This window comes from Xanthomonas hortorum pv. pelargonii, from assembly GCF_024499015.1.
Classification (GTDB): domain Bacteria; phylum Pseudomonadota; class Gammaproteobacteria; order Xanthomonadales; family Xanthomonadaceae; genus Xanthomonas; species Xanthomonas hortorum_B.
On the sequence record NZ_CP098604.1, the window covers coordinates 3,410,608 to 3,433,350 of the forward strand.

At 63.6% G+C, this 22,743-nt stretch carries 20 protein-coding genes; 16 read left to right on the forward strand and 4 right to left on the reverse strand.

Annotated elements, in window-relative coordinates:
* Nucleotides 1-18 precede the first annotated feature (18 nt).
* The 4 genes from NDY25_RS14865 (at nucleotide 19) to gnd (ending at nucleotide 3,716) form a co-directional block, all read left to right on the forward strand.
* On the forward strand, nucleotides 19-822 hold the full coding sequence (locus NDY25_RS14865; RefSeq protein WP_256627541.1) for a DUF2242 domain-containing protein: 804 nt from the start codon (nucleotides 19-21) through the stop codon (nucleotides 820-822).
* 124 nt (nucleotides 823-946) lie between these two features.
* On the forward strand, nucleotides 947-1,327 hold the full coding sequence (locus NDY25_RS14870) for a glycine zipper 2TM domain-containing protein (RefSeq protein ID WP_115037735.1): 381 nt from the start codon (nucleotides 947-949) through the stop codon (nucleotides 1,325-1,327).
* 95 nt (nucleotides 1,328-1,422) lie between these two features.
* Nucleotides 1,423-2,754 (forward strand): hypothetical protein, encoded by a 1,332-nt coding sequence (locus NDY25_RS14875; RefSeq protein ID WP_251757073.1) that lies wholly within the window; start codon nucleotides 1,423-1,425, stop codon nucleotides 2,752-2,754.
* 20 nt (nucleotides 2,755-2,774) lie between these two features.
* On the forward strand, nucleotides 2,775-3,716 hold the full coding sequence (gnd, locus tag NDY25_RS14880; protein ID WP_251755003.1) for a phosphogluconate dehydrogenase (NAD(+)-dependent, decarboxylating): 942 nt from the start codon (nucleotides 2,775-2,777) through the stop codon (nucleotides 3,714-3,716).
* 54 nt (nucleotides 3,717-3,770) lie between these two features.
* Here gnd and NDY25_RS14885 read toward each other — a convergent pair whose 3' ends face one another.
* Nucleotides 3,771-4,841 carry an oxidoreductase gene (locus NDY25_RS14885; RefSeq protein ID WP_168959419.1) on the reverse strand — a complete coding sequence of 357 codons (1,071 nt, stop codon included), beginning with the start codon at nucleotides 4,839-4,841 and terminating at the stop codon, nucleotides 3,771-3,773.
* Between the two features lie 150 nt (nucleotides 4,842-4,991).
* On the opposite strand from NDY25_RS14885, the gene NDY25_RS14890 reads away from it, so the two are divergent.
* The 4 genes from NDY25_RS14890 (at nucleotide 4,992) to NDY25_RS14905 (ending at nucleotide 8,781) form a co-directional block, all read left to right on the forward strand.
* Nucleotides 4,992-5,363 (forward strand): BON domain-containing protein, encoded by a 372-nt coding sequence (locus NDY25_RS14890; protein WP_006452629.1) that lies wholly within the window; start codon nucleotides 4,992-4,994, stop codon nucleotides 5,361-5,363.
* A gap of 278 nt (nucleotides 5,364-5,641) precedes the next feature.
* Entirely contained in the window at nucleotides 5,642-6,151 is a 510-nt protein-coding gene (locus NDY25_RS14895) for a lactoylglutathione lyase family protein (protein WP_168959420.1), read from the forward strand.
* Nucleotides 6,152-6,310: 159 nt separating this feature from the next.
* The gene (locus NDY25_RS14900) at nucleotides 6,311-7,999 is read left to right on the forward strand and encodes a tannase/feruloyl esterase family alpha/beta hydrolase (protein WP_218974110.1); all 1,689 of its coding nucleotides are present in this window, start codon (nucleotides 6,311-6,313) and stop codon (nucleotides 7,997-7,999) included.
* Between the two features lie 467 nt (nucleotides 8,000-8,466).
* Entirely contained in the window at nucleotides 8,467-8,781 is a 315-nt protein-coding gene (locus tag NDY25_RS14905) for an SRPBCC family protein (RefSeq protein ID WP_256627542.1), read from the forward strand.
* An 82-nt stretch (nucleotides 8,782-8,863) separates the two neighbouring features.
* Here the strand turns inward: NDY25_RS14905 and NDY25_RS14910 are convergent, their stop codons facing one another.
* Complete coding sequence (locus NDY25_RS14910) at nucleotides 8,864-9,790, reverse strand: LysR family transcriptional regulator (RefSeq protein ID WP_168959422.1); 927 nt, start codon at nucleotides 9,788-9,790, stop codon at nucleotides 8,864-8,866.
* Between the two features lie 277 nt (nucleotides 9,791-10,067).
* On the opposite strand from NDY25_RS14910, the gene NDY25_RS14915 reads away from it, so the two are divergent.
* The 4 genes from NDY25_RS14915 (at nucleotide 10,068) to folK (ending at nucleotide 14,428) form a co-directional block, all read left to right on the forward strand.
* On the forward strand, nucleotides 10,068-11,879 hold the full coding sequence (locus NDY25_RS14915) for a sensor histidine kinase (RefSeq protein WP_168959423.1): 1,812 nt from the start codon (nucleotides 10,068-10,070) through the stop codon (nucleotides 11,877-11,879).
* Nucleotides 11,876-12,316, forward strand: a complete 441-nt coding sequence (locus NDY25_RS14920) for a response regulator (protein WP_168959424.1) — start codon at nucleotides 11,876-11,878, stop codon at nucleotides 12,314-12,316. The genes NDY25_RS14915 and NDY25_RS14920 overlap by 4 nt, the downstream gene beginning before the upstream one ends.
* Before the next feature lie 3 nt (nucleotides 12,317-12,319).
* Nucleotides 12,320-13,822: an ATP-binding response regulator gene (locus NDY25_RS14925; protein WP_168959425.1), complete on the forward strand. Its 1,503-nt coding sequence runs from the start codon at nucleotides 12,320-12,322 to the stop codon at nucleotides 13,820-13,822.
* Nucleotides 13,823-13,915: 93 nt separating this feature from the next.
* A complete protein-coding gene (gene folK, locus NDY25_RS14930) occupies nucleotides 13,916-14,428 on the forward strand; it encodes a 2-amino-4-hydroxy-6-hydroxymethyldihydropteridine diphosphokinase (protein WP_168959426.1) in 513 nt (170 codons plus the stop codon).
* A 12-nt stretch (nucleotides 14,429-14,440) separates the two neighbouring features.
* On the opposite strand, the gene NDY25_RS14935 is transcribed toward folK, so the two are convergent.
* Nucleotides 14,441-15,178, reverse strand: a complete 738-nt coding sequence (locus NDY25_RS14935; RefSeq protein WP_168959427.1) for a pteridine reductase — start codon at nucleotides 15,176-15,178, stop codon at nucleotides 14,441-14,443.
* Between NDY25_RS14935 and NDY25_RS14940 the strand changes: the two genes are divergently transcribed.
* On the forward strand, nucleotides 15,177-16,430 hold the full coding sequence (locus NDY25_RS14940; protein WP_180336592.1) for a class I SAM-dependent methyltransferase: 1,254 nt from the start codon (nucleotides 15,177-15,179) through the stop codon (nucleotides 16,428-16,430). The two genes, NDY25_RS14935 and NDY25_RS14940, sit on opposite strands and share 2 nt — an antisense overlap.
* A complete protein-coding gene (locus NDY25_RS14945) occupies nucleotides 16,418-16,831 on the forward strand; it encodes a VanZ family protein (RefSeq protein ID WP_168959429.1) in 414 nt (137 codons plus the stop codon). Before NDY25_RS14940 ends, NDY25_RS14945 begins: the two co-directional genes overlap by 13 nt.
* Nucleotides 16,832-17,476: 645 nt before the next feature.
* Here NDY25_RS14945 and NDY25_RS14950 read toward each other — a convergent pair.
* Nucleotides 17,477-18,334: a 2OG-Fe(II) oxygenase gene (locus NDY25_RS14950; RefSeq protein WP_168959430.1), complete on the reverse strand. Its 858-nt coding sequence runs from the start codon at nucleotides 18,332-18,334 to the stop codon at nucleotides 17,477-17,479.
* Between the two features lie 187 nt (nucleotides 18,335-18,521).
* Between NDY25_RS14950 and NDY25_RS14955 the strand changes: the two genes are divergently transcribed.
* Together NDY25_RS14955 and NDY25_RS14960 are read left to right on the forward strand one after the other, a co-directional pair.
* Nucleotides 18,522-20,000 carry a hypothetical protein gene (locus NDY25_RS14955; protein WP_043889440.1) on the forward strand — a complete coding sequence of 493 codons (1,479 nt, stop codon included), beginning with the start codon at nucleotides 18,522-18,524 and terminating at the stop codon, nucleotides 19,998-20,000.
* 78 nt (nucleotides 20,001-20,078) lie between these two features.
* The gene (locus tag NDY25_RS14960) at nucleotides 20,079-22,742 is read left to right on the forward strand and encodes a TonB-dependent receptor domain-containing protein (RefSeq protein WP_256627543.1); all 2,664 of its coding nucleotides are present in this window, start codon (nucleotides 20,079-20,081) and stop codon (nucleotides 22,740-22,742) included.
* The last annotated feature ends 1 nt before the right edge of the window (nucleotide 22,743 follow it).

Genomic DNA, 22,743 nt, shown 5'->3' on the forward strand with positions numbered 1-22,743 from the left:
GGATGCCGGAAATTTTCTATGTCTTGTTCTTCCCTGATCGCGCGCACTGCGCTGCTTGGCGCGCTGGCAACCCTGGCTGGCTGCGGTGGCAGCAAGGGCGACACGATGCTGATGCGCGAGTCGTTCAACTCCGACGATACCTATTCGCGCAGTGTGGCGGCCACCTCGATGCAGGCTTGCGAGGCCGCGCGGCGCGTGTTGTTGAGCCAGGGCTACGCGGTCACGCGCGCCGATGCCGCAGGCGTGGAAGGCAGCAAGAACTTCCAGCTCAAGGAAGCCGACCAGAGCGAGCAGCTCAATCTGCGCATTTCCTGCGCCACGCAGGAGGGCGGCAAGGCGCAGGTGTTCGTCAGCGCGCTGCAGGATCGTTATGCACTGAAGAAGAGCTCGACCTCGGCCAGCGTGGGTGTTGGCGTGCTCGGCTCGTTGTCGCTGCCGGTGGGCAGCACCGGCGATTCGCTGGTGCGTGTGTCCACCACCACGGTGCAGGACGCGGCTTTCTACAAGCGCTTTTTCGAGCGCTTGAACTCGTATCTGCCCAATGTGACCCAGGCCGTGCCTGCCGCTGCGAGTGCGGCCCCCGCGCCAGTTGCACCGCCACATCCGGCTGCGGCTACACCTGCGGCGGCACCCGTGCCGACCGCAGCGGCTGCAACGCCCGCGACTGCAGTGCCGGCCGCTGCCGCAACGTCTGCTTCCATAACAGTCGAACAGCCGCCGGTTGCGCCGCTACCGGTCGAGGCCCAGGATCCGCCCCCTGCACCTGCACCTGCATCCACGCCGATGAACGTGCCGCAGACCGAGCCCGCAACTCAGCCGTGACGTTAGAGTTCACGCTTCGCTCCGGAACCTGAATAGCCGGCTGCGCGCTTCACGTTGCGTTCTCGACCGAGCCGCGAGAGTGCAGCCATGACTCGCCGAGTGGGCGAGAACGACGGAGACCACGATGAAGATGCGCAATTCCCTGCTGGGTATTTCCTTGATCAGCCTGATGGCGACGAGCACCTTCGCGCAGGCCCAGACCCATTCGCGTCAGCACCGTTATACGGAAGCAGACGAAGGCCGCAAGTTCAATGACGGCACGCGCGTGCGCTGCCACAATGTCGAAGTGCAGAAGAATTCGACCGACCCCAATCGCGTCGGCGGCACCGTTGCAGGCGCAGTGGTTGGTGGTCTGCTGGGTAATCAGGTCGGTGGCGGTAACGGCAAGAAGCTGGCAACCGTGGCTGGTGCAGTCGCCGGCGGTGCTGCGGGCCGCACCATCCAGGGCAATCGTCAGCAAGCCAACGGCAACCGTCAGGTCGAGCGCGTCTGCGAACGCCGCTGAAGGTGATGTATTGATTTTACGAGCCCCGGTCATGCCGGGGCTTTCTACGTTTGAGGGTGCAGCGCCGTGTTGTCGATTCACACCACATCGCAGCGATGAGTTTTTTTCGCACTTGCCGCTACGGTATGTTTGCTCTGGCCTTGTTGGCCGCGCAATTGCTGCAGGTCGCCGGTGCCGCGCCAAGTGAGGCAGCAAACGCTGCAGGGGTGGACTGCGTCGAAGCATTGCTGCGGCGCCTGGGCTGGGACATCCGCAGCGCAGCGGTCAGTGCGCCGGTGATCCAACGCGGAGAACCGTGTACGCGCGGCTCGCTCGCGCAGGCACGCGCCGCCGGCGACCTGCAGCTGACGCTTCCGGTCACTTGGAATGCGCAGCAACGCGGCGCATCGCTCAAGGCCTTGCTGGACGATTCCGCCACGCAGTGCGCCTACGCGTTCGAAGTCGGCGCGGCCACGCGGCGTGCAACGACGCAGCTGCAAGACAACCCGCACTATCGGTTTTCGGCCGTGCAACTGGGCTGGATCGGCTTCGGCTGGCGTGGCGCCGCTGCGCAGGGCTGGAGCGGTTTTCGTAGTTTCGGGCGTGGTTATCAGCCGCGTGGCAGCAATGCGCAGGCGCTGGATGCGTTCTACAGCGGCCAGGTGCGCTCCGAATGCGGGGTTGGGCGCCAGGTGGCGCAGCTGGCCACGCAGCGCGAGCTGTATGGCGATGCCGGATTCGATCAGGTGTTTACGCCTGGCGAGTTGTCGATCGGTACCTTTTTGACCTTGCACAACACCGACAGCATCTTGCTGGGTGCGCATGCCGGCGAATTCTTTGCCGACGGCAAGGCAGTCAAGACCGCGCAACTGGGGCGCCAGGCATTTGTCGGTGCGCCGGGGTTTATCGCGCATGTGTTCGACAAGTCGTATCTGGACGACATCCATAACCAGGCCGAAAACTTCGTGGTGGTGGATGTCAGCGATGCGGCGGCGCAGGCGTTGGCGCAGCACGGCGGCTTTGCGCATTACGACGCGCTCAATCGACAGATCTGGGAACTGGCCAAGGACTTGCGCGGGCGGGGCAAGCGCCGCTTCGAGCGTTTGCTGTACGAGCGCGATGCGCAGCTGCGCGCCACGCTCGATGCGCAACAACACGCGCAGCTACAAACGCTACAAGCGTTACTGGACGATCCGTTCTATCAGGGCTTTCTGGTCTACGTGCATCCCAAGGGCGTCAAGCCGATCGGTTACCACGTGGCGCGACTGCTCGACCGCAATCCGCGCACGCCGTATGCCATCGACCTGACCCTGCACAATTTGCGCAGCACCTTGTACTGGCGCTGGATCGATTGGCAGCTGCAACAGTGCAGCGCCGGCACCGCTGCGGAACGATCCATTGAGAATTTCGCCACGCCAGCGTACGCCCAGCGTGGCACCCTGCACTGATCAGATCGCGAGGAGCGATTATGGAACTGGGTATGGTGGGTTTGGGCCGCATGGGCGCCAACATGGCCGAGCGTCTGGTACACGGCGGGCATCGCGTGCATGGCTACGATCCGGGCGAGGGCGCGCGTAGCAGTGCTCAGGCCAAGGGCATTGTCACTGCCGATGCGTTGGCAGCATTGGTGTCGGCGCTGCCGAGCCCGCGGGTGCTATGGTTGATGGTGCCGGCAGGCAAGATCGTCGATGACACCCTGGCGCAGCTGCTGCCGTTGTTGCAGGCCGGCGACATCGTCATCGACGGCGGCAATTCGTATTACAAGGATTCGCAACGCCGCGCCGCGCTGTTGCAGGCCAGCGGTGTTTCGTTCGTCGACTGCGGCACCAGCGGCGGCGTCTGGGGTCTGCAGGAAGGCTACAGCCTGATGGTGGGCGGCGACGAGGCGGCAGTGACCACGCTGCATCCGGTGCTGGCCACGTTGGCGCCGGCAGCGGACAAGGGCTGGGGACGGGTTGGCCCGAGCGGTGCCGGCCACTTCACCAAGATGGTCCATAACGGGATCGAGTACGGAATGATGCAGGCCTATGCCGAAGGCTTTGCGCTAATGCAGCACAAGACCGATTTCGCACTGGATCTGCACCAGGTCGCCGAGATCTGGCGCGATGGCAGCGTGGTGCGTTCGTGGTTGCTGGATCTCACCGCCGATGCGCTGGGGCACAACCCGAGCATGGCCGGCATTGCACCGTTCGTGGCCGATTCGGGCGAAGGCCGCTGGACGGTGGCCGAGGCAATCGATCTGGAAGTGTCTGCGCCGATCATCACGCTGTCGTTGATGGAGCGGTTGCGCTCGCGCGACAAGGATTCGTTCACCGACAAGTTGCTGGCGGCGATGCGCAACCAGTTCGGTGGGCATGCGGTGATGACCACCACCGCGACACCGCCGACGATCGGCAGCAAGGACGCGTAACGCGTCAGCGAGTGAAGCAGTTCTGCGCGCCTGCCTTGCGGGCGCGCAGTCGTTTCAGCGGTCGCCAGACGTGGCGCCGGCACCATCCAGCCACTGCACCTGACCCGACGCGGCACTGCGTTGCGCCAGCTCCAGCAGTTCCATCAACTGCACGGCGTCTGCACCACTGACCGGTGCCGGGCCGGTACCGGCCAATGCATCGCGAAATGCGGCGTAGCAGTTGCGATAGTCGCCGGGCAGGGTGTCGGGTTGATGGGTGTGCACGCGGCCTTCTTCATCGACACGGGTGACGGTGCCGGGCAGCGGGTCGACACCCCAGCCGGCGGTGCCCGGGCGACGCCCGGCGCGGAGTTGGTCTTCCTGCGTATCCAGCCCGTGCTTGAGATAACTGCCGCGAGTGCCGTGGACGGCAAAGCGCAGGCTGCTGTCGGCCACCAACGAGCCGGCATGCAGGATCACGCGCAGGCGCGGGTAACGCAGGGTCACATGGAAATAATCGTCGCTGCGTGCCTGGCTGCGTTGGCGCTGCAGATCCGCGCTGATCGCCTGCGGGGTGCCGAACAATTGCAGTGCCTGATCGAGCAGATGCGGCCCCAGGTCGTACCACAGCCCGGCGCCGGGGATGTCGCTCTCGCGCCAACGGTCGCGTACTTGCGGGCGATAGCGGTCGAAGTGCGAATGGAATTCCACTACTTCGCCCAGCTGGCCTTCGTCGATCAACCGGCGCACGGTGAGAAAGTCTGCATCCCAGCGGCGGTTCTGAAACACGCTGACGATGCGCCCGGCCGCTGCGGCAGCATCCACCACCTCGCGCGCCTGTGCGGCATCCAGTGCGAAGGGTTTGTCGACCAGCACGTGCTTGCCGGCGGCCAGTGCCTGCAAGGCGAACGGCGCATGGGTCTGGTTGGGCGTGGCAAGCACCACCGCATCGAGCGCGGGGTCGGCCAACGCGGTTTCCAGATCGGCAAGCACGGCCACGTCGGGGAAGTCGGCCTGCGCTTGTTGCGGCTTGGACGACACCATGCTGTGCAACTGCAAACCCGGTGTGCTGGCAATCAGCGGGGCATGAAAGGTGCGGCCAACATAGCCATAGCCGACGACGGCCAGATTGAACGGTTTAGGCATTGAAAACGGTTCATCGCAACGACTGAGGAAGCGTCCATGGTATTGCACACACCCGTGTGCGCCAGGTTCACAACCTCTGCATCTGGCAGTCACACCTGCACGACGAACGCCACTGCAGACTGCGGCCACATTCACTGGAAGGGGTATCGGATGAAGAACATGACGCATGCACGCACGCTGTTGGCTCTGTCGCTGTCGCTCGGCCTGACGCTGGGCGCCTCGCAGGCATTCGCGGCGCCGCAGGAACATGCCGATCACAAGGACCACGCTGCCAGCATGGACGAGTCCAAGAAGCCGGTGACCGACACCTGGATCACCACCAAGGTGAAGGCCGATCTGCTGGCCACCGACAACGTGTCGGGTACCGACGTCAAGGTCGAGACCAAGAACGGCATCGTGACCTTGACCGGTTCGGTCGCGACCAAGGCCGAGCACGACAAGGCCGTGGCTGTGGCCAAGGGCATCGAAGGCGTCAAGAGCGTCAAGTCGGTGGGTCTGAAGGTTGTTGCTGCGAAGAAGTAATCGCAGCCACAGATGCCGGGCCGCCGCGACGAGGCGGCTGGTCTGAGCACGAAGGCGCACTCTTCGGAGTGCGCCTTTTTGGTGTGCGTGGCTGATCGGGCCTGGAAGGTCGCTTGCCACGCCTTTCGGCGACGTGCGCGCTCGATGTGACGCCTTCTGCTGCGAGCATGCGTGGTGGCGGTTATATCAGGATCTTATCGGGGCCATAAGACGCTGCAGGGTCTCATCGCCGTCATCCCCACTTAGTATCGGTGCACCTCATTCGCCGTGCGCTCCCCATGTCTCAGCCTTATCCGCGAAACTTCTCGCATATCGGTTTGTCGGTCACTGACATCGACGCCGCTGTCGCGTTTTACACCGATGTATTGGGCTGGTATCTGATCATGCCGCCGACCCTGATCAACGAAGACGCCAGCGCCATCGGCGTGATGTGTACGGATGTCTTCGGAGCCGGTTGGGGCTCGTTTCGCATCGCGCATCTATCGACAGGCGATCGTATGGGCGTGGAGATTTTCCAGTTTCGCAACGCGGAAAAGCCGGCCAACAACTTCGAATACTGGAAGAGTGGTGTCTTTCACTTCTGCATCCAGGACCCGGATGTCGAAGGACTGGCGGCGAAGATCGTTGCTGCCGGTGGCAAGCAGCGCATGCCGGTGCGTGAATACTTCCCGGGCGAAAAGCCTTATCGCATGGTCTATATGGAAGACCCGTTCGGCAATATCCTGGAAATCTACAGCCACAGCTATGAGCTGACCTATTCGGCCGGTGCGTACGCGTCGACTCGTTGAAGAAAGAGGATCCTTGCGATGTGTAGCCCGACCAGTTTCATCATGCGCAACAAGCAGCTGTTCCGGGCGACCATGATTAGCGTAGTTGCCGCAGCGCTTGGCGGCGGGCTGCAAGGCTGCTCACGGGCCCAGGATGCGCCGACTGCCGTTGTTCCAGCCATGGCAGCGCTGCCAAAGGCCGCTGCCGCGCTCGATGTCGTCAAGCCTGTGATGGCTTGCGCGGACTTGGCGACGTTCGATCTGGGCGCGATCGGGGGTGCGGGCAGCAAGATCACCGCTGCTGTCGAAACCACCAACCAGGCGGGCCGGTCGATTTGCGCAGTCGAAGGCACGCTCTCGCCCACGATCAACTTTGCAGTGCAGTTGCCGATGCAGCATTGGACACAGCGCTATCTGCAGATTGGCTGTGGTGGGCTGTGCGGCAGCATCGCGGGCAATGTCGGCGCTGCCGATGGATGCGCGCCCTTGAATAGCGGCGGCTTCGTGTTGGCGGCCACCGACATGGGGCATCAGGATCAGGATGGCGCATTCGGCAAGGACGCAGGCAAACGCGCCGACTTCGCCTATCGCGGCCAGCACCTGACGGCCGTGGCTGCCAAAGCGTTGGTCCGGGCCTATTATGGCCGGCCGCAGCGCTACGCGTACTTCAGCGGCTGCTCCGATGGTGGGCGCGAGGCCTTGGTCGAGGCGCAGCGTTATCCGGATGATTTCGACGGCATCATCGCCGGTGCCGCCGCGCTGAATTTCATTGTGCAAAACGCGGTCTTCCATGCCTGGCAGGCACGTGCCAATACCGGTGCCGACGGCAAGCCGGTGCTGCTGGCAGCGCGCCTGCCGATCCTGCATGCAGCGGTGCTCAAAGCTTGCGATGCGCTCGATGGACTGGCCGATGGGGTGGTCGGCAATCCGCTGGTGTGCCACTTCGATCCGGCAACGCTGCAATGCCCGGCCGATGCGCGGGATCGTTCCGCCTGCCTGAGCGCGGCCGAGATCGAGGTCGCCCGCAAGTTTTATGACGGCCCACGCGACCCTGCGACCGGCACGCGCCTGAGCGCCGGTGGCCCGCAGTACGGGTCGGAGCTAGCCTGGGCCGGCGTGTATGTGCCGCAGTCGGCCAACGAGGCGATCTTCAGTGAGAAGGTCAGCCTGCCGGTGCTGCGCAACATGGCGTTCGACGTTGATCCGCCGAGCGATTTCACGCTGGCCGACATGCAGTTCGATCTGGCGACGTTTCAGAAGCTGCGCTTTCGGCATCGCCTGTTCGATGCGACTGACCCCGACCTGTCGGCCTTTGCCGACAACGGCGGCAAGCTGATCCTCTTCCACGGTTGGTCCGACCCGCATATTTCGCCGATCAACAGCATCGCCTACTACACTGCGATGCGCGAATACATGGGCAGCAAGCGTGTCGACGGCTTTGCACGCCTGTATGTATTTCCCGGCATGTATCACTGCTCCAACGGCGAGGGTCCCTACCAGATGGATCTGCTGACGCCGATGATGGCCTGGGTCGAGCGTGGCAGTGCGCCGGATGCAATCCAGGCGCGTCAACCGCAGCAGGATGCAGCGAGCGATTTTGGAGCGCCGCGAGGTGCAGGTGGCATGGGCGGTGAGCGCGCGGCGCCTGCGCCAGGCACGCAAGCAGCAGCGCTTGGGCCGGACAAGCCGTCCACCGTACCGATCATGCGAGCGCGCCCGGTGTATCCCTGGCCGTTTACGACAGCGTGGAATGGCAAGGGCGACCCCGACAAGGCATCCAGCTTCGTACGGGGCCCGGCGATCGACGTGCAGATGCCGGAGTGGGCCGGCGCCGAATTTTTCAGCCCTTACGCACCACTGGCGCAGTGACGCGGTGGCCTGGTGAGCGACAGTGGCGATCGATTCCAGGATCGATCGTGCGCAACTCAGGTGTATCGCATCGCGTGGCAGTGTCCGGATGCTGATATCAGATTCGGCGATGGAGGAAATAAAAAGTAAGGATTGGATTTATATCTGCTCGGCCGCCATCTTTGGCCGAACAGACAGGCATGGGCAGCAATTGCGCGCCCGTGGCACTGCTGATCCAGGCCACTTTCATCCAACGCAGGACTATCTCTCATGCAAACCAACGTTGCGCACGCCAATGCGATCATCTGGCCAGAAGGCTACGTGCCGGGTTTCACCGAAAATTTTGCCTCCAACGAGGTCATCGTCGCCGGCTTGTCTGCCGCCGAGATCTGGCCGTTGCTAAGCGTGCCCTCGCGCTGGCCCAGCTACTACGCCAACTCGGCCAATGTGCGTTTTTCGATGACACCGGTCCGCAGCTGGAAGACGGTGTGCGTTTTTATTTCGAAACCTTCGGATTTCCGGTGCATGCCCGCTGCACCGAGTTCGTCGCACCGACCAACGGCCAGCCCGGACGCGTTGCGTGGCACGGGTGGTCGGGCGAGGAGGGCAGCGCGACGCGACTGGACGTGCACCATGCCTGGCTGGTGGAAGACCTGGATGGCGGCCGCGTGCGCATCCTCACGCAGGAAACCCAGAAAGGTAAGCCGGCCGAAGAGCTGCACAACACCAAGCCCAACCCGATGATCAATGGTCACCAGGAGTGGTTGGACGGTCTGGTTGCCGCTGCCCGCGCCGCCAGGTAAGCGCGGCATCTGCCAGTTGCCGGGATGGCGTGAGCTGGAATGCCATCGTTGAATGGCGACGCCCTGCGGTCACGCGCACTGCCTATCTACGGCGGCGCGTGGCGCGATCTCCGCAATGATCGAACAGCAGCTGGCGCAGCCAGCGTTGCGCGCCATCGTGATGGGTACGCGCATGCCAGGCGGCAATCTTGGTAAAGCCCGGGATGGCGATGGGCGGCTCGAATGTGGCCAGGCCTTCGATGCCGGCAACCAACCGGCTGGGCAGGATCGCCACCATGTCGCTGGCGCGCAGGATCTCGGGAAGGATGAGGAAGGACTGCGCCGACAAGGTGACCCTGCGGTGCTTGCCGAGCGCTGCCAGGGCCTCGTCGGTCACACCGCGGAATCCTCCGCCCAGATACGACACCAGCGCATGGTCGAGCGCGCAGAACTGGTCGATCGTCAGGCGCTTGCGGTTTCGCTGCAGGGCAGGGTGGTCGCCACGCAACACGCAGACGTAGCGTTCTTCGAACAGCGCGCGGGCATGCAGGTCGGGCGGCGTGCTTTCTGGCGTCAGCAGGGCCAGGTCGATCTCGCCGCGTTCCAGCTCAACGTAGATCTGCCGGTCGTCCACCGGCACCAGGGCCACACTGATGTGCGGCGCCTGTTGCTTGAGTGCAGACAGGAACGGAATCGCGATCGCCCGCAAGGCGTAATCGGTGGCCGCAATCGTAAAGGTCTGCGCCGCGGTCGATGGCTCGAACACCAGCGGTTGCAGCAAGCCGCCGATTTCGCTGATGACCTGCTTGAGCGGCCCGGCCAATGCCAGGCAACGCTGCGTGGGCACGATACCGCGCTGTGCCCGCACGAAGAGCGGGTCGTCGAAGGTCTTGCGCAACCGCGTCAGCATGCCGCTCATGGCCGGTTGGGTGACGCCCAGCCGGGCCGCAGCGCGGGTGACGTTGTGCTCGTCCAGCAAGGCATCCAGCGCCTTGAGCAGGTTCAGATCCAGTGTCTTGATGTCTTTCATTAAGGCGTTCTTGGCATCGCTTGGGACCGGCGCCTAGATGGCGGCATGGTTGCCTGCACACACTTCGCCACGTCGGTTGTGCAGTGTGCCAACGATACAGCCGATAAACGGCGTACTTGTCTCACCGTTTTCACCTTTACTGCACTTATGATATGCCCATTCAGCTATGTCACGGATCGGCGTGACAAATCTGAATCATTAATCTCACCTTGGGTCTGGTCGGGGATAATACCGGCGCGCCTTCGGGTCCTTGCAGCGAGCGGATACAGATCGAGTAATGCAGACAACGGTCCAAGCAGACAGATGGGATCGCTGGCGCCTGCCTTTGCTGGCAGTTGCCGTGTTCCTGATTGTGGTGGTGCCCTCGTTGCTGTTGCAGCAGATGGCGCACAACGCCAATCAGGCTGCGGTGTGGGTCTCGCATAGCCAGGACGTGCAGGAGACCGCGCAGCGCTTGGAAGCGGCGATGCGCGATACCGAATCGGCGGCGTTGATGCGCTCGCATGGTGTGGTGCGCCCTGCCTTGCTGGAGCGCATGCGGCGTGGCCGGCGTGAAGCGCTGGCGGCGGTGCATCAGCTCATCGTGCTGACCAAGGACAACCCGGCTCAGCAAGTGCGGATGGGGCGCATCCAGAGCACGATCGAGCGCCGCTTGCTGCTGGCCGAGCGTATCGCGGTGACCACCGATCCGGCGCAGATCCGTGCGTTGATCGACGACATGACCTTGAGCAACCCGATCCGGCTGTTGATCGACGAGTTGCAACGCGCCGAAAGCAAGTTGCTGGAACTGCGCAGTACGCGCGCCACCAAAGAACGCACGCATTACGCGGTGTTGAGCTGGGCGACGCTGGCCGTGCAGTTGCTGCTGTTGGGCACGGTGATCTGGTTGCTGCAGCGGCAGATCCGTCGCCGCCTGGCGGCCGAGCAGGAATATCTGCGTGCCAATGGCCGCGCCAGTTCGGTGCTGCAGACCGTGCGCGAGCCGATCGTGCTGCTGGACGACAATCAGCGCATCATGCTGCACAACCCGGCCTTCGCCGAGTTGTATGGCCTGGAAGAGCGCGGTAACGAATCGATGTCGCTGGAGGACGTGGGCGAGGGCGTGTGGCGCGATGCGCAGATTCATCAGCGACTCGCCGACGTGCTGCTGCGCGACCGCGAGTTGTGGGATTACGAACATGAGCAGCGCGGCGCCGATGGCGTGCTGCGCACCATGTTGATCAACGCGCGACGCATGCCGTTGCCCGATACCAACGACGAAGACGTGGTACTGATGACGGTGAGCGACATCAGCCTGCAGAAAGCCTCGCAGCAGCGCATCCAGGAACTCAACCGGCAGATGGAAGGCAAGGTCGATCAGGTGTCCGAGGTCAACCGCGAGCTGGAAGCCTTCAGCTATTCGGTCTCGCACGATCTGCGCGCACCGTTGCGGCATGTGGCCGGTTTTTCGGACAAGCTGGCGCGCCACCTGGGCGATGCGGCGGACGAAAAATCGCGTCACTACATGGAGGTGATCAGCAGCTCGGCGCGGCGCATGGCGTCGCTGATCGACGACCTGCTGGTGTATTCGCGCCTGGGCCGCAGTGCGCTGCGCCTGCAGGCGGTGGACATGCAATCGCTGGTGTCGGAGACGCGCGCGATCCTGGATTCCAGCGTGCAGAGCGAAAACACCGGCCACCGTGTGGACTGGCATATCGCCCCGCTGCCGGTGCTGGTGGCCGACGAAAACATGATGCGCCAGCTGTGGATGAACTTGCTGGGCAATGCGGTCAAGTACAGCGCCAAGCGCGAAGTGGCCAAGATCGAGGTCAGCTACCGGCCGCTGCCGGACGGCGGCCATCAATTCAGTGTGCGCGACAACGGTGCCGGCTTCGATATGGAGTACAGCGCAAAGTTGTTCGGTGTGTTCCAGCGTCTGCACAAGGCCAGCGAATACGCCGGTACCGGCATTGGCCTGGCCAGCGTCAGGCGCGTGTTGACGCGCCACGGTGGCCGGGTCTGGGCCGAGGGCGTCGTCGACGAAGGCGCCACGTTCCATTTTGTGCTTCCCCCTGCGCATGAAGCGCCCAACCAAGAGTTCAATGTATGAGTGCCATCCGTACCATTCTTCTGGCAGAAGACAGCTCGGCCGATGCAGAAATGGCGGTCGACGCTCTGCGCGAAGCCCGCCTGGCCAACCCCATCGTGCATGTCGAAGACGGTGTGGAAACCATGGACTATTTGCTGCGTCGTGGCGCGTTCGCCGATCGCGAGGAAGGCTTGCCGGCGGTGTTGCTGTTGGACATCAAGATGCCGCGGCTGGATGGCCTGGAAGTGCTCAAGCAGGTGCGCGGCGACGAGACGCTCAAGCGCTTGCCGATCGTGATCCTGTCGTCCTCGCGCGAAGAGAGCGACCTGGCCCGCAGCTGGGACCTGGGCGTGAATGCCTATGTGGTCAAGCCGGTGGATGTCGATCAGTTCTTCAATGCAGTCAAGACGCTCGGCACGTTCTGGGCGGTCATCAATCAGGCACCGGAGCTGGACTGAACCATGCTGCAAGAGGGTGGCAAACTGGAGCAGCTGAAGATCCTTCTGGTGGAAGATTCACCGGAAGATGCCGAGCTGTTGTCCGATCAGCTGCTGGATGCCGGCATCGACGCGGCGTTCGAGCGCGTGGACAGCGAACGCTCGCTGCGCAGCGCGCTGGATGAATTCCAGCCGGACATCGTGCTGTCGGATCTGAGCATGCCCGGGTTTTCCGGCCACCAGGCATTGCGTCTGGTGCGCCAGAACGGCGCCACGCCCTTCATCTTCGTCTCCGGCACCATGGGCGAGGAGACTGCGGTCAAGGCGCTGCAGGACGGCGCCAACGATTACATCATCAAGCACAACCCGACCCGCTTGCCGAGTGCGGTGATCCGCGCGATCCGCGAAGCGCGTGCCGACCTGGAACGTCAGCGCGTGGAGAGCGAGCTGATGCGCGCGCAGCGGCTGGAAAGCCTGGCGATGCTGGCGGCCGGGTTGAGTCACGACCTGCGCAATATCCTGCAGCCGTTGTTGATCGTGCCCGACCTGCTGGCCGGGCGCACCGACGACCCGCAGCTGCGTCAGTTGGCCAAGGTGGTGGCCGAGTGCGGCCGGCGCGGGCATGAGATGGCCGAGTCGATGCTCTCGTTCGTGCGCGGCTCCAACAAGCCGCGCGAGCAGGTATCCGTCGCCAGTCTGTTCCAGGGCGTGCAGATGCTGCTCAGGAGCAGCCTGCCCGATGGCGTGCGCCTGCAGATGGAGACGATCGCCCTGGATCTGACCATCGAGGCCAATTACACCGAACTGCAGCAATGCCTGCTCAACCTGGGCTTGAACGCGATCCAGGCGATGCCGGGTGGCGGCACATTGATTCTGTCGGCCGATCGCCATGACGATGCGCGCGTGCGCATGAGCGTGGCCGACACCGGCGTGGGCATGAGCGATGAAACCCGCGCACGCCTGTTCAGCCCCTTCTTCACCACCAAGGCCGATGGCACCGGGCTGGGGCTGATTTCGTGCAAGCGCATCATCGAAAGCTACGGCGGCAGCATCCTGGTCGACAGCCGGCTGGGCGAGGGCACGCGTTTCGACATGCTGGTGCCGATGCGCTCGAACGCGGTGGCGGTTGCCGACACCGAGCCGCCGCTGCCGCTGGGCCAGGGGCAACGCATCCTGCTGGTGGACGGCGAAGCCACGCGCCTGTCGCTGCTGGGCAATGCACTGTCCAGCCAGGGCTATCAGCCGCAGCTGGCCACCGATGGCGCGGCCGCGCTGCAACTGGTGCAGCCACACGCCATGCCCGACCTGGTGATCATCGACAGCGACATCATTCTGCTCTCGGCCGTGAGCGTGCTGTTGAGCATGCAGGAGCTGGGCTATCAGGGCCCGGCGATCGTGCTGGAAGATGTCGGCGCGCCGCTGCAGCGGATGCACTTTCCGGCGGATATCCCGGTGCATGTGCTGCGCAAGCCGCTGGAAATGCGCCGGGTGTTCCGTGCCGTGTCGCACGCGCTCGAAATGGCCTGATCCAAGGGTTTTCGCGAATTGCGGGCGTGCTTGTTCAAGTGCAATGCGATTGCAACAGTTGACGCCCACGCCGGCCGCATGCGCGAATAACGCATGACCACCGTGCTTCTCAGCCTCGGCAGCAATGTCCAGCCGACTCACTACCTTCGCTTGGCCGTCGACGCCTTGCGCGCGCGCTTTGGCCAGCTCGACGTGTCGCCTGCGTACCGCACGCCGGCGGTGGGCTTCGATGGGCCGGACTTCGTCAACAACGCGGTGGTGCTGGACACCGATCTGGATCTGCACGCGCTCGATCATTGGCTGCATGCGCTGGAAGACGCGCACGGCCGCGACCGCAGTGGCCCGCGTTTCAGCGACCGTACGCTGGATGTGGATGTGGTGTTCTTCGGCGATTGCATCATCGAAGGGCCCGGGCATCTGCGCATTCCGCGGCCGGAGCTCAAGCATGCGTTCGTGTTGAAGCCGCTGGCCGATATCGCGCCCGACTTTGTCGACCCGTTGAGTGGGCAGACGCTGGCGGCGCTGTGGCAGGCGCACCCGCAGTATGGCACCGCGTTTACGACGGTGGAGCTGGATGCGGCCCCATCGCTGGATGTGGCGCGGTAGCGCCGTTGCCGCTCAACTGAGCTGGCGGCCACCGTCCACATGCAAGGTATGGCCCGTGACAAAGCTGGCTTCATCGAGCAACCAGCGCACTGCCTCGGCGATCTCTTCGGGCGTGCCGATGCGTGCCAGTGGCGTGCGCGCGAGCAGGGCCTGCTTGGCGTCGGAAGACTTGCCTTCTTCCGGCCACAGAATCGCGCCGGGGGCGACCGCATTGACGCGCACCTGCGGTGCCAGTTCCAGTGCGAGCGAGCGGGTCAGCATCTCCAGCGCGCTTTTGGAGGCGCCGTACAGCGGGTGATTGCGCATTGGCTGCTGGGCATGCAGGTCGGTGAGGTTGACGATGGCACCATGGTGCTGGCGCAGTTGTGCGGCCGCAGCCTGGGCGATGAAGAACGGCGCGCGCGCGTTGACTGCAAACAACTCGTCCCATTGCGCTGCGGTCGCTTCGCCCAGCGCGGTGGGATAGAACGCCGAGGCGTTGTTGACCACGCCATCCAGGCGGCCGAATGCGGCGATGCAGTCGGCGACCAGTTGCGCCGGTGCCTCCGGCAGGCGCAGATCGGCGTGCAAGGCCAGCGCGCTGCCTGCGCGTTGCGTGCACAACGCGGCCACGCGCGCGCTGAGCGCGTCGCCGGAGCGGTGCGCATGCAAGGCCACGCGGTAGCCGGCCGCATGCAGGGTGGTGGCGATCTGCGCGCCGATACGGCGGCCTGCGCCGGTGATCAAGACCACCTTGGAACTGTCTGTCATGGCGTACTCGCTCGGCGTTGCAAAGGGCTCGGCTATCCTGTGCATTGTCCCCGCAACCGGTGCCCGCATGCACGCCGACCTTCCCACTCCCGATTCGGACGCATTGGCGCACAGCGACCGCCTGGCTGCGCATGTGCGCGCCGAAATCGCCGCTGCCGGCGGTGCGATCCCGTTCTCGCGTTTCATGGAGCTGGCACTGTATGCGCCGGGTCTTGGCTATTACAGCGCCGGCTCCAGCAAATTTGGCGAGGCCGGCGATTTCGTCACCGCGCCCGAGCTTGGGCCGTTGTTCGCAGCGACCGTGTCCGGTGCGTTGGCGCCGGTGTTGCAGCAACTGGGCCCAAGTGCCCGCGTGCTCGAAGTAGGCGGTGGCAGCGGCGCATTTGCCGAAGTCACGCTCAAGCGCCTGCTCGAGCTGGATGCGCTGCCCGAGCGTTACGCGATTCTGGAGCCCAGTGCAGACTTGCGCGAACGTCAGCGCGAGCGGTTGGGGCGCACGCTGATACCGCCGGTGTTCGATCTGGTCGAGTGGCTGGATGCACCGTTTCCGGACGATTGGGAAGGCGTGCTGTTCGCCAACGAAGTGATCGATGCATTGCCCACGCCGCGCTTCGCACTACGCGATGGCGAGGTGTATGAGGAAACCGTGGTGCTGGATGCGCAGCAGCAGTTTGCGCGTGGCGAGCAGCCGGCCGATGCGTTGCTGGGGGCAGCGGTGCGTCATCTGGAGCGCTATCTGCAACAGCCGTTCGCCGATGGGTATCGCTCGGAGTTGTTGCCGCAGTTGCCGTACTGGATTCAGGCGGTGGCCGGTGGTCTGAAGCGCGGGGCGATGTTGTTTGTCGACTACGGTTACCCGCGTGGCGAGTTCTATCGTGCGCAACGCGAAGACGGCACCTTGCGTGCGTTTTACCGTCATCGCATGCATGAGGATCTGTATCGCTGGCCGGGTCTGCAGGATCTGACCGCGTCGGTAGACTTCACCGCATTGGCCGAGGCCGGCACCGGGGCCGGTTTCGAGTTGGCCGGTTACTGCACGCAATCGAGCTTTCTGTTTGGCAATGGATTAGATGCGCTACTGGCGCAGGCCGATACGCGCACCGATGAGGTGGGGCGCATGCGCTTGCGCGAGCAGATCAAACGATTGACCTTGCCCAGCGAAATGGGCGAGCGATTCCAGGTGATGGGCTTTGCGCGCGATGTCGATTTTGCGCCTGCATTCCTGGCGGGCGATCTCACATGGCGGCTGTAACGTCTGCGCTGCGTCCGTTTCATCGGCCGTGGTTGTGGGTGGGTTTGTGGGTCGCGGCAATTTTCGTGGTGATTGCGGTGTGCCTGGGGCCACCGCCAGAGTTTCCGGAGCTACCCTCCAACAGCGACAAGGCCGAGCACTTTTTGACGTTCGCGTTGTTGTGCTGGGGCGCGGTGCAATTGTTCGCCACGCGTCGGGCGTTGTTGTGTGCGGCGTTTGGGTTGGTGCTGTTGGGCATCGGGATCGAGATCGCGCAAGGTGCGTTGACCACCAATCGCAGTGCTGATCCCTACGATGCGCTGGCCGATACCTTGGGCATCCTTGCCGGGTTGTGTCTTGCGTGGACGCGGCTGCGATTGGTGATGTTGCGGGTGGATCAGCGGGTGTTTGGGTCGCGCTGATTTTTCTGTGTTTTGCTGTTTTGGAATGACCGGCAAAATTTGGTGCGCAGGGCTGCGGCATGGCTGGAGGGCCCTTGCCCGCCCACCGTCGCGGGACACGCCGCAAGTACGTCCGTGTAGGCTCTTACGCGGCATCCATGCCGCGTAAGGTCCCGCGACGGTGGGCGGGCAAGGACCAGTCGAGGTGGTCGGTGCGCATGTTTTCAAGCAATCAGCAAACTGTGCGGTGAGGGCACCGCGCGCTCGACTCACCAAGCTTTTGATCGCATCTAAACGGCGCTAAGACTCGAAATCTCGGTTGTCTTGAAACGCATGGAGAGTGCGGATAGATCAGTTACAGAGCGGTTGATCTGTGCCTTCGCTGCAGGGCCCTTGCCCGCCCACCATCGCAGGACACGCCGCAAGTACGTCCATGTAGGCTCTTACGCGGCATCCATGCCGCGTAAGGTCCCGCGACGGTGGACGGGCAAGGACCAGTCGGGGTGGTCGGTGTGCATGGTTTTAAACAAAGCAACCGATCAACTCTCTGGTGCGGTGTCCTCGCTGATTGCGGGACCGTGTGGCGGCATGGATGCAGCCACCGAGCCTCCACGGACGGATTCACGGCGTGTCCCGCGAGCGGTGGGGCACCGCGCACTCGACTGACTAGGGCAAACGCACCGCGCGTTCGCGCAACCACTTGGTTGCGACCCACTTTTCGCCGGCTAATACCGGTGCGCCGGCATGCAGGCTGCGCGTCATCGGATGCGGGCGGTCGTAGCTGAAAAACACGGCGTTGCCTTTGACGGCAGCCACGTCCAGATGTGCATCCGGAAAGCGCGTGGCGCCGCCGCGTTCGGGCGTGTTGAGATACATCACCAGCGATGCGAGGCGTTGACCGCCGGCCTGCAACAACACCGGCGTGCCGGCGGCGGTTGGGTCGAAATAATCGTAGTGCGGCTGATATTCCGCGCCGGTGGCGTAGCGCAGGACCTGCAATCCTTCGCCGTGGTCCACCGGCCAATCGAGCAGGCGTGCGATGCGCGCTTCGATGCGCTGGCATAACGCGTCCTGGCCCAGTTGCAGACACATGCTGTCACTCGTGCGCGCTGCGTGCACGATCTGGGCGCCGTTGTCGTTGTCCACGGTGCGCGAGCGTGCCAGGCGTGGTTGTGCCAGTGCGATCAAGGCATCGCATTCTGCATCGGACAGAAAATCACCCAGCACCACCACGCGCGGCAGCAGCAGGCTGACCAGCACGCGCACCTGGCGGTCGCCCAGATCCAGCAGCGAGGCATCGTTGTCCTGCAACACCGCAGGCACGCGCACCGGTACCGGCAGGCTGTTTGTCACTGCATGTTGCTGGATGTGCTCACGCAGCAATGCTTCTACCGCGTCGATGGCGTCCTGCTCGTTCCAGCCCTGATCCAGTAGCGGTTGTAGCGCTTGCTCGGGCGGTTGGCCAGCCATTGCCTGCGCAATGATCCAATCACCCAGGGCGGCGGGAATAGTGGTCGATGTCATCACCCTACAGTGCATGCCAATGTGTGGCAGCTTTATGTCAAATGTGTCGCGGTAAGACAAATGCAACACATAGCCCCTATAAAAGTGACGGGGATCTTGAACGTGCTCGCCACTGCAGTGCGCGGAACGCCACCAATTCTTGACGACTCCTCTTCATACCGGACCTTTTGACCTGGAGATCAGCCGCATGGCCGTTCGCAACAGCAGCAAGACATTATTGATGACGTTTGGTACCGCACTGGCGCTGTCCGCCTGCGGTGGTGGTGCCGACCGCGTCGCTTCGCCTGGCGAGGGCGCGTTTCCGCCCGCACCGACACCCGCTCCTGCACCGACCCCGGCGCCCACGCCGGCACCGACGCCTGCACCGGCACCGACCGGCCCGGCTGCGGATTGCCCGACCGGTTTTTCCAACGTCGGCACCATCGCCAACAACACGCTGCGCGCCTGCCAGTTGCCGGACACCATCACCGGCAATCTGGTTGTACCGGCACGTGCAGGCACTGCGTATTCGATCAGTGGCCGCGTCAACGTGGGGACCGACCGCGGCGGCAATGCCATTGCACCTGCCGCCGGCAGCGCGCAGGGCATCTTGACGATCGAGCCGGGCACGACGTTGTACGGCTCGTCGGGTAGCGACTACATCGTGGTCAATCGCGGCTCGCAGATCTTTGCCGAAGGCAGCGCCACCGCACCGATCGTGTTCACCGCGCGTCAGGCGCTGGACGGCACCGTCACCGCCAATACCATCGGCCTGTGGGGCGGCATTGTGGTGTTGGGCCGCGCGGCCATCAACAACTGCCCGGGCACCACCGTGTCAGGTACGCCGGAATGCCAGGCGCAGGTGGAAGGCACCAACGCGTTCTACGGCGGCAACAGCGTCACCGACAACAGCGGTTCCATGCGCTATCTGCGCGTGATGTATTCGGGCTTCGAAATCTCGCCCAACAACGAGCTGCAGGGCATCACCCTGGCCGGTGTGGGCAACGGCACGCGTCTGGATTACGTGCAGATCCACAACAGCTCCGACGACGGCATCGAATGGTTCGGTGGTTCGGTCAACGGCAGCCACGTGGTGATCACCGGTGCCGACGACGATTCGCTGGATACCGATGCCGGTTGGAACGGCGCCTTGCAGTTCGGCATCGTGGTGCAGCGCGCCGGTGGCGGCGACCGCATGAACGAGTGGAGCAGCCTGCGTCGCCAGCCGTATTCGCGCCCGAAGGTGGCCAACTTCACCTACGTGGGCAATGCGCGCGCCGGTGCGGCGATCATGCTCAACCAGGGCACGCAGGCCGCGTTCTACAACTCGGTGTTTACGCGTCCGGCGGGTGGCACCGGCGATGGCCTGGTGTGCTTCAACCTGGCCGACGCCGATACCCTGGGCACATTCAACTCGGTGTTCTTCGCCTGCCCGACCGCCTTCGGTAGCGATGCGCGTGCGGCCACCCAGTTTGCGGCCGGTACCAACAACGTCGCCAACGGTGTGTCCACGTTGCAGAACACCTTCGTCAATGGCGCCAACGAAACCGCCGTGCCGGCATTCCAGGGCTTGAATGGGGTAAGCAGCTTCTTCCAGCAGGTGAACTACATCGGTGGCGTGCGTGATGCTAACGACACCTGGTGGCAGGGCTGGACCTGCGGTCTGACCGCCGATCGTCCCTGCTGAGGCACAGCGTCACGCGGCGGCCTGATGGTCGCCGCGTGATGCGTCCAGCTTCATCTTTCAGTTGCCAGGGCTCCCACGATGCGAACCTCCGCTGTCGCCCGTCTTTCGCGGACGGGCCTGTCTCTTTCCATTTCCACCTTGCTGTTTTCCGGCGCTGCTCTGGCGCAATCGACCACGACCGATGCCGATTCCAGCAGCGGTACCAGCAGCACGACCAGCACCACCAACAGTGCGCCCAAGCAACTCGACCAGGTCGTGGTGCGTGGCGAGTACATTCCCGAACCGATGCTGCAGACTTCCGAGGTGGCGTCCTTCATCACCCGTGAGGACATGGAGCGCACCGGCGACAGCAGCGCAGCGGTAGCGCTGACGCGTGTCACCGGCCTGAGCCTGTCGCGCGGCAAATATGTGTATGTGCGCGGCCTGGGCGAGCGCTATTCCTCTGCGTTGTTCAATGGCTCGCCGTTGCCCAGCCCCGAGCCGATGCAGCGCGTGGTGCCGCTGGATCTGTTTCCCAGCGATGTGCTGGCCAGCGTGACCGTGCAAAAAACCTATTCGGCCGATTATCCGGGCGAATTCGGCGGCGGCGTGATCGATCTGCAATCGATGACGGTGCCGGATAAACCGTTTCTCTCGCTCACGGTGGGCGGCGGCGTCAGCAGCGTCAGCACCGGCGAAAAAGGCCTGACCTACTACGGCTCCGGCGACGACGAGTGGGGCTATGACGATGGCACGCGCAAGCAGCCTGCCGCGTTGCGCGATGCGATCCAGAGCGGCCGGCGCGTCGATCTGGGCAGCTTCTCGCGCGAGGACATCCGCAGCATCGGCCGCAGCTTGAACAATGCCAACCTGTACGTGCTGCAGGAAAAGGACAGCATCGCCCCGGACGTCAATGTGGGCGGCAGTGCCGGTTACAGCATGGATGTGGGCGAAGCCAAGCTGGGCATCATTGCAGTGGCCAGCTACGACAACGAATGGCGCACGCGTACCGGCAAGCAGCAGGACGGCATCTTTGTCGGCGATACGGTCGAGTTCAATTCCAATTACGACTTCGCCACCACCCGTAACAACGTGCGCACCAACGGCATGCTGGGCCTGGGCTGGGAATACGGCCGCCACACCATCGGCTGGACCACCTTGTATGTGCACGATGCCTTGAAGGTGGCGCGCAGTCGCGCCGGCCGCGATGAGCTGGCCGGTTTCGATGTGCGCGACGACAACACCGAGTGGTACGAGCGCCAGCTGATCAACAACCAGCTACGCGGTACGCATGCGTTCGGCGAATACGATGACCTGAAGATCGAATGGCGCGCAGCGGTGGCCAATGCCAGCCGCGATGTGCCGTACGAAACCGGCATTCGTTACGAACTGCTGGATGGCTACTGGGCGCACGATGCTTCGCGCGTGCAGAACTACACCCGTTTCAGCAAGGTCGACGACAAGGTGGCCAGCGGTGGCGTGGATGTGACCTGGCGCTTGCCGATCGAGCACGACCTCACCGTCAAGGGTGGTCTGGCCTATCTGGACAACGACCGCACGGCGTGGAGTCGCGAATTCCGCTTCCTGGCACTGGACGGCCCGCTGCCGTTCTACAACCAGTTCCAGCGTGTGGATTACCTGATCTCCGATTTCAACCTCAGCAACGATCTGCTGCGCCTGCGCGAAGCTACCGGCAGCTTCGGTGCGGCCGCGTACGATGCGACCTTGAAGGTCAAGGCGGCGTATCTGCAGGCCGAAGGCGAGATCGTGCCGACCCTGCGCGCCACCGTCGGTGTGCGTTACGAAGACGCCACGCAGGCGGTGCATCCGTACGACATCTTCAGCGGCACGCGCCAGGACAGCGTGGCACCGTTGGAAAACAGTTACGCGCTGCCATCGGCCACGGTGACCTGGAATTTTGCCGAAAACCAGCAACTGCGCTTCGGTGCCTCCAAGACCATCGCACGGCCGCAGTTCCGCGAGATGGCACCGCAGCAGTATCTGGACCCGGATATCGACCGCCAGTTCTTCGGTAACCCGTTTCTGGTCGATAGCGAGCTGGTCAATCTGGATGCGCGCTACGAATGGTTCTTCGAGCCGGGCCAGTACGTTACCGTTGGCGCGTTCTACAAGAGCATCGACAAGCCGATCGAAGCCATCGTCAACGATGCACCCGGTGGCGGCATCGTGCAGAGCTTCATCAATGCGCCCAAAGCCACGCTATACGGCGTCGAGCTGGAAGCCAAGAAGTATCTGGACCTGCCGATCGCGGGCGACTGGTGGGGCGACAACCGGGTATTCGTGTCTGGCAACTACACGCGCACCAAGTCGGAAGTAAGTGCCAGCGATGGCGACACCGTGCAGCCGTTCGGCTTCACCGCACCGGTGCAGGCGACCTTGTTCATCCGCGATGGCTCGGCCTTGCAGGGGCAGTCCGACGACATCGCCAACCTGCAGATCGGTGTGGAAAGCGAAAGCACCCACAGCCAGGCCACGTTGATCGCCAACTATGTCGGCGAGCGGGTGTCGGCGCGTGGTCGCCCGGGGCAGCCGGATTACATCGACAAGCCGGGCACTTCGTTGGATCTGGTGATCAAGAAGGGTCTGGTGTGGTCGGGCAATACGCTGTCGCTGAACTTTGCGGCACGCAATCTGCTCAAGACCAAGTATCAGGAATACCAGAGCCTGGGCAGCAACCGGGTGGACCTGTACGAGTACCAGCCCGGCGTGACGTATGACCTGAGTGTGACAGCGCGCTTCTGAT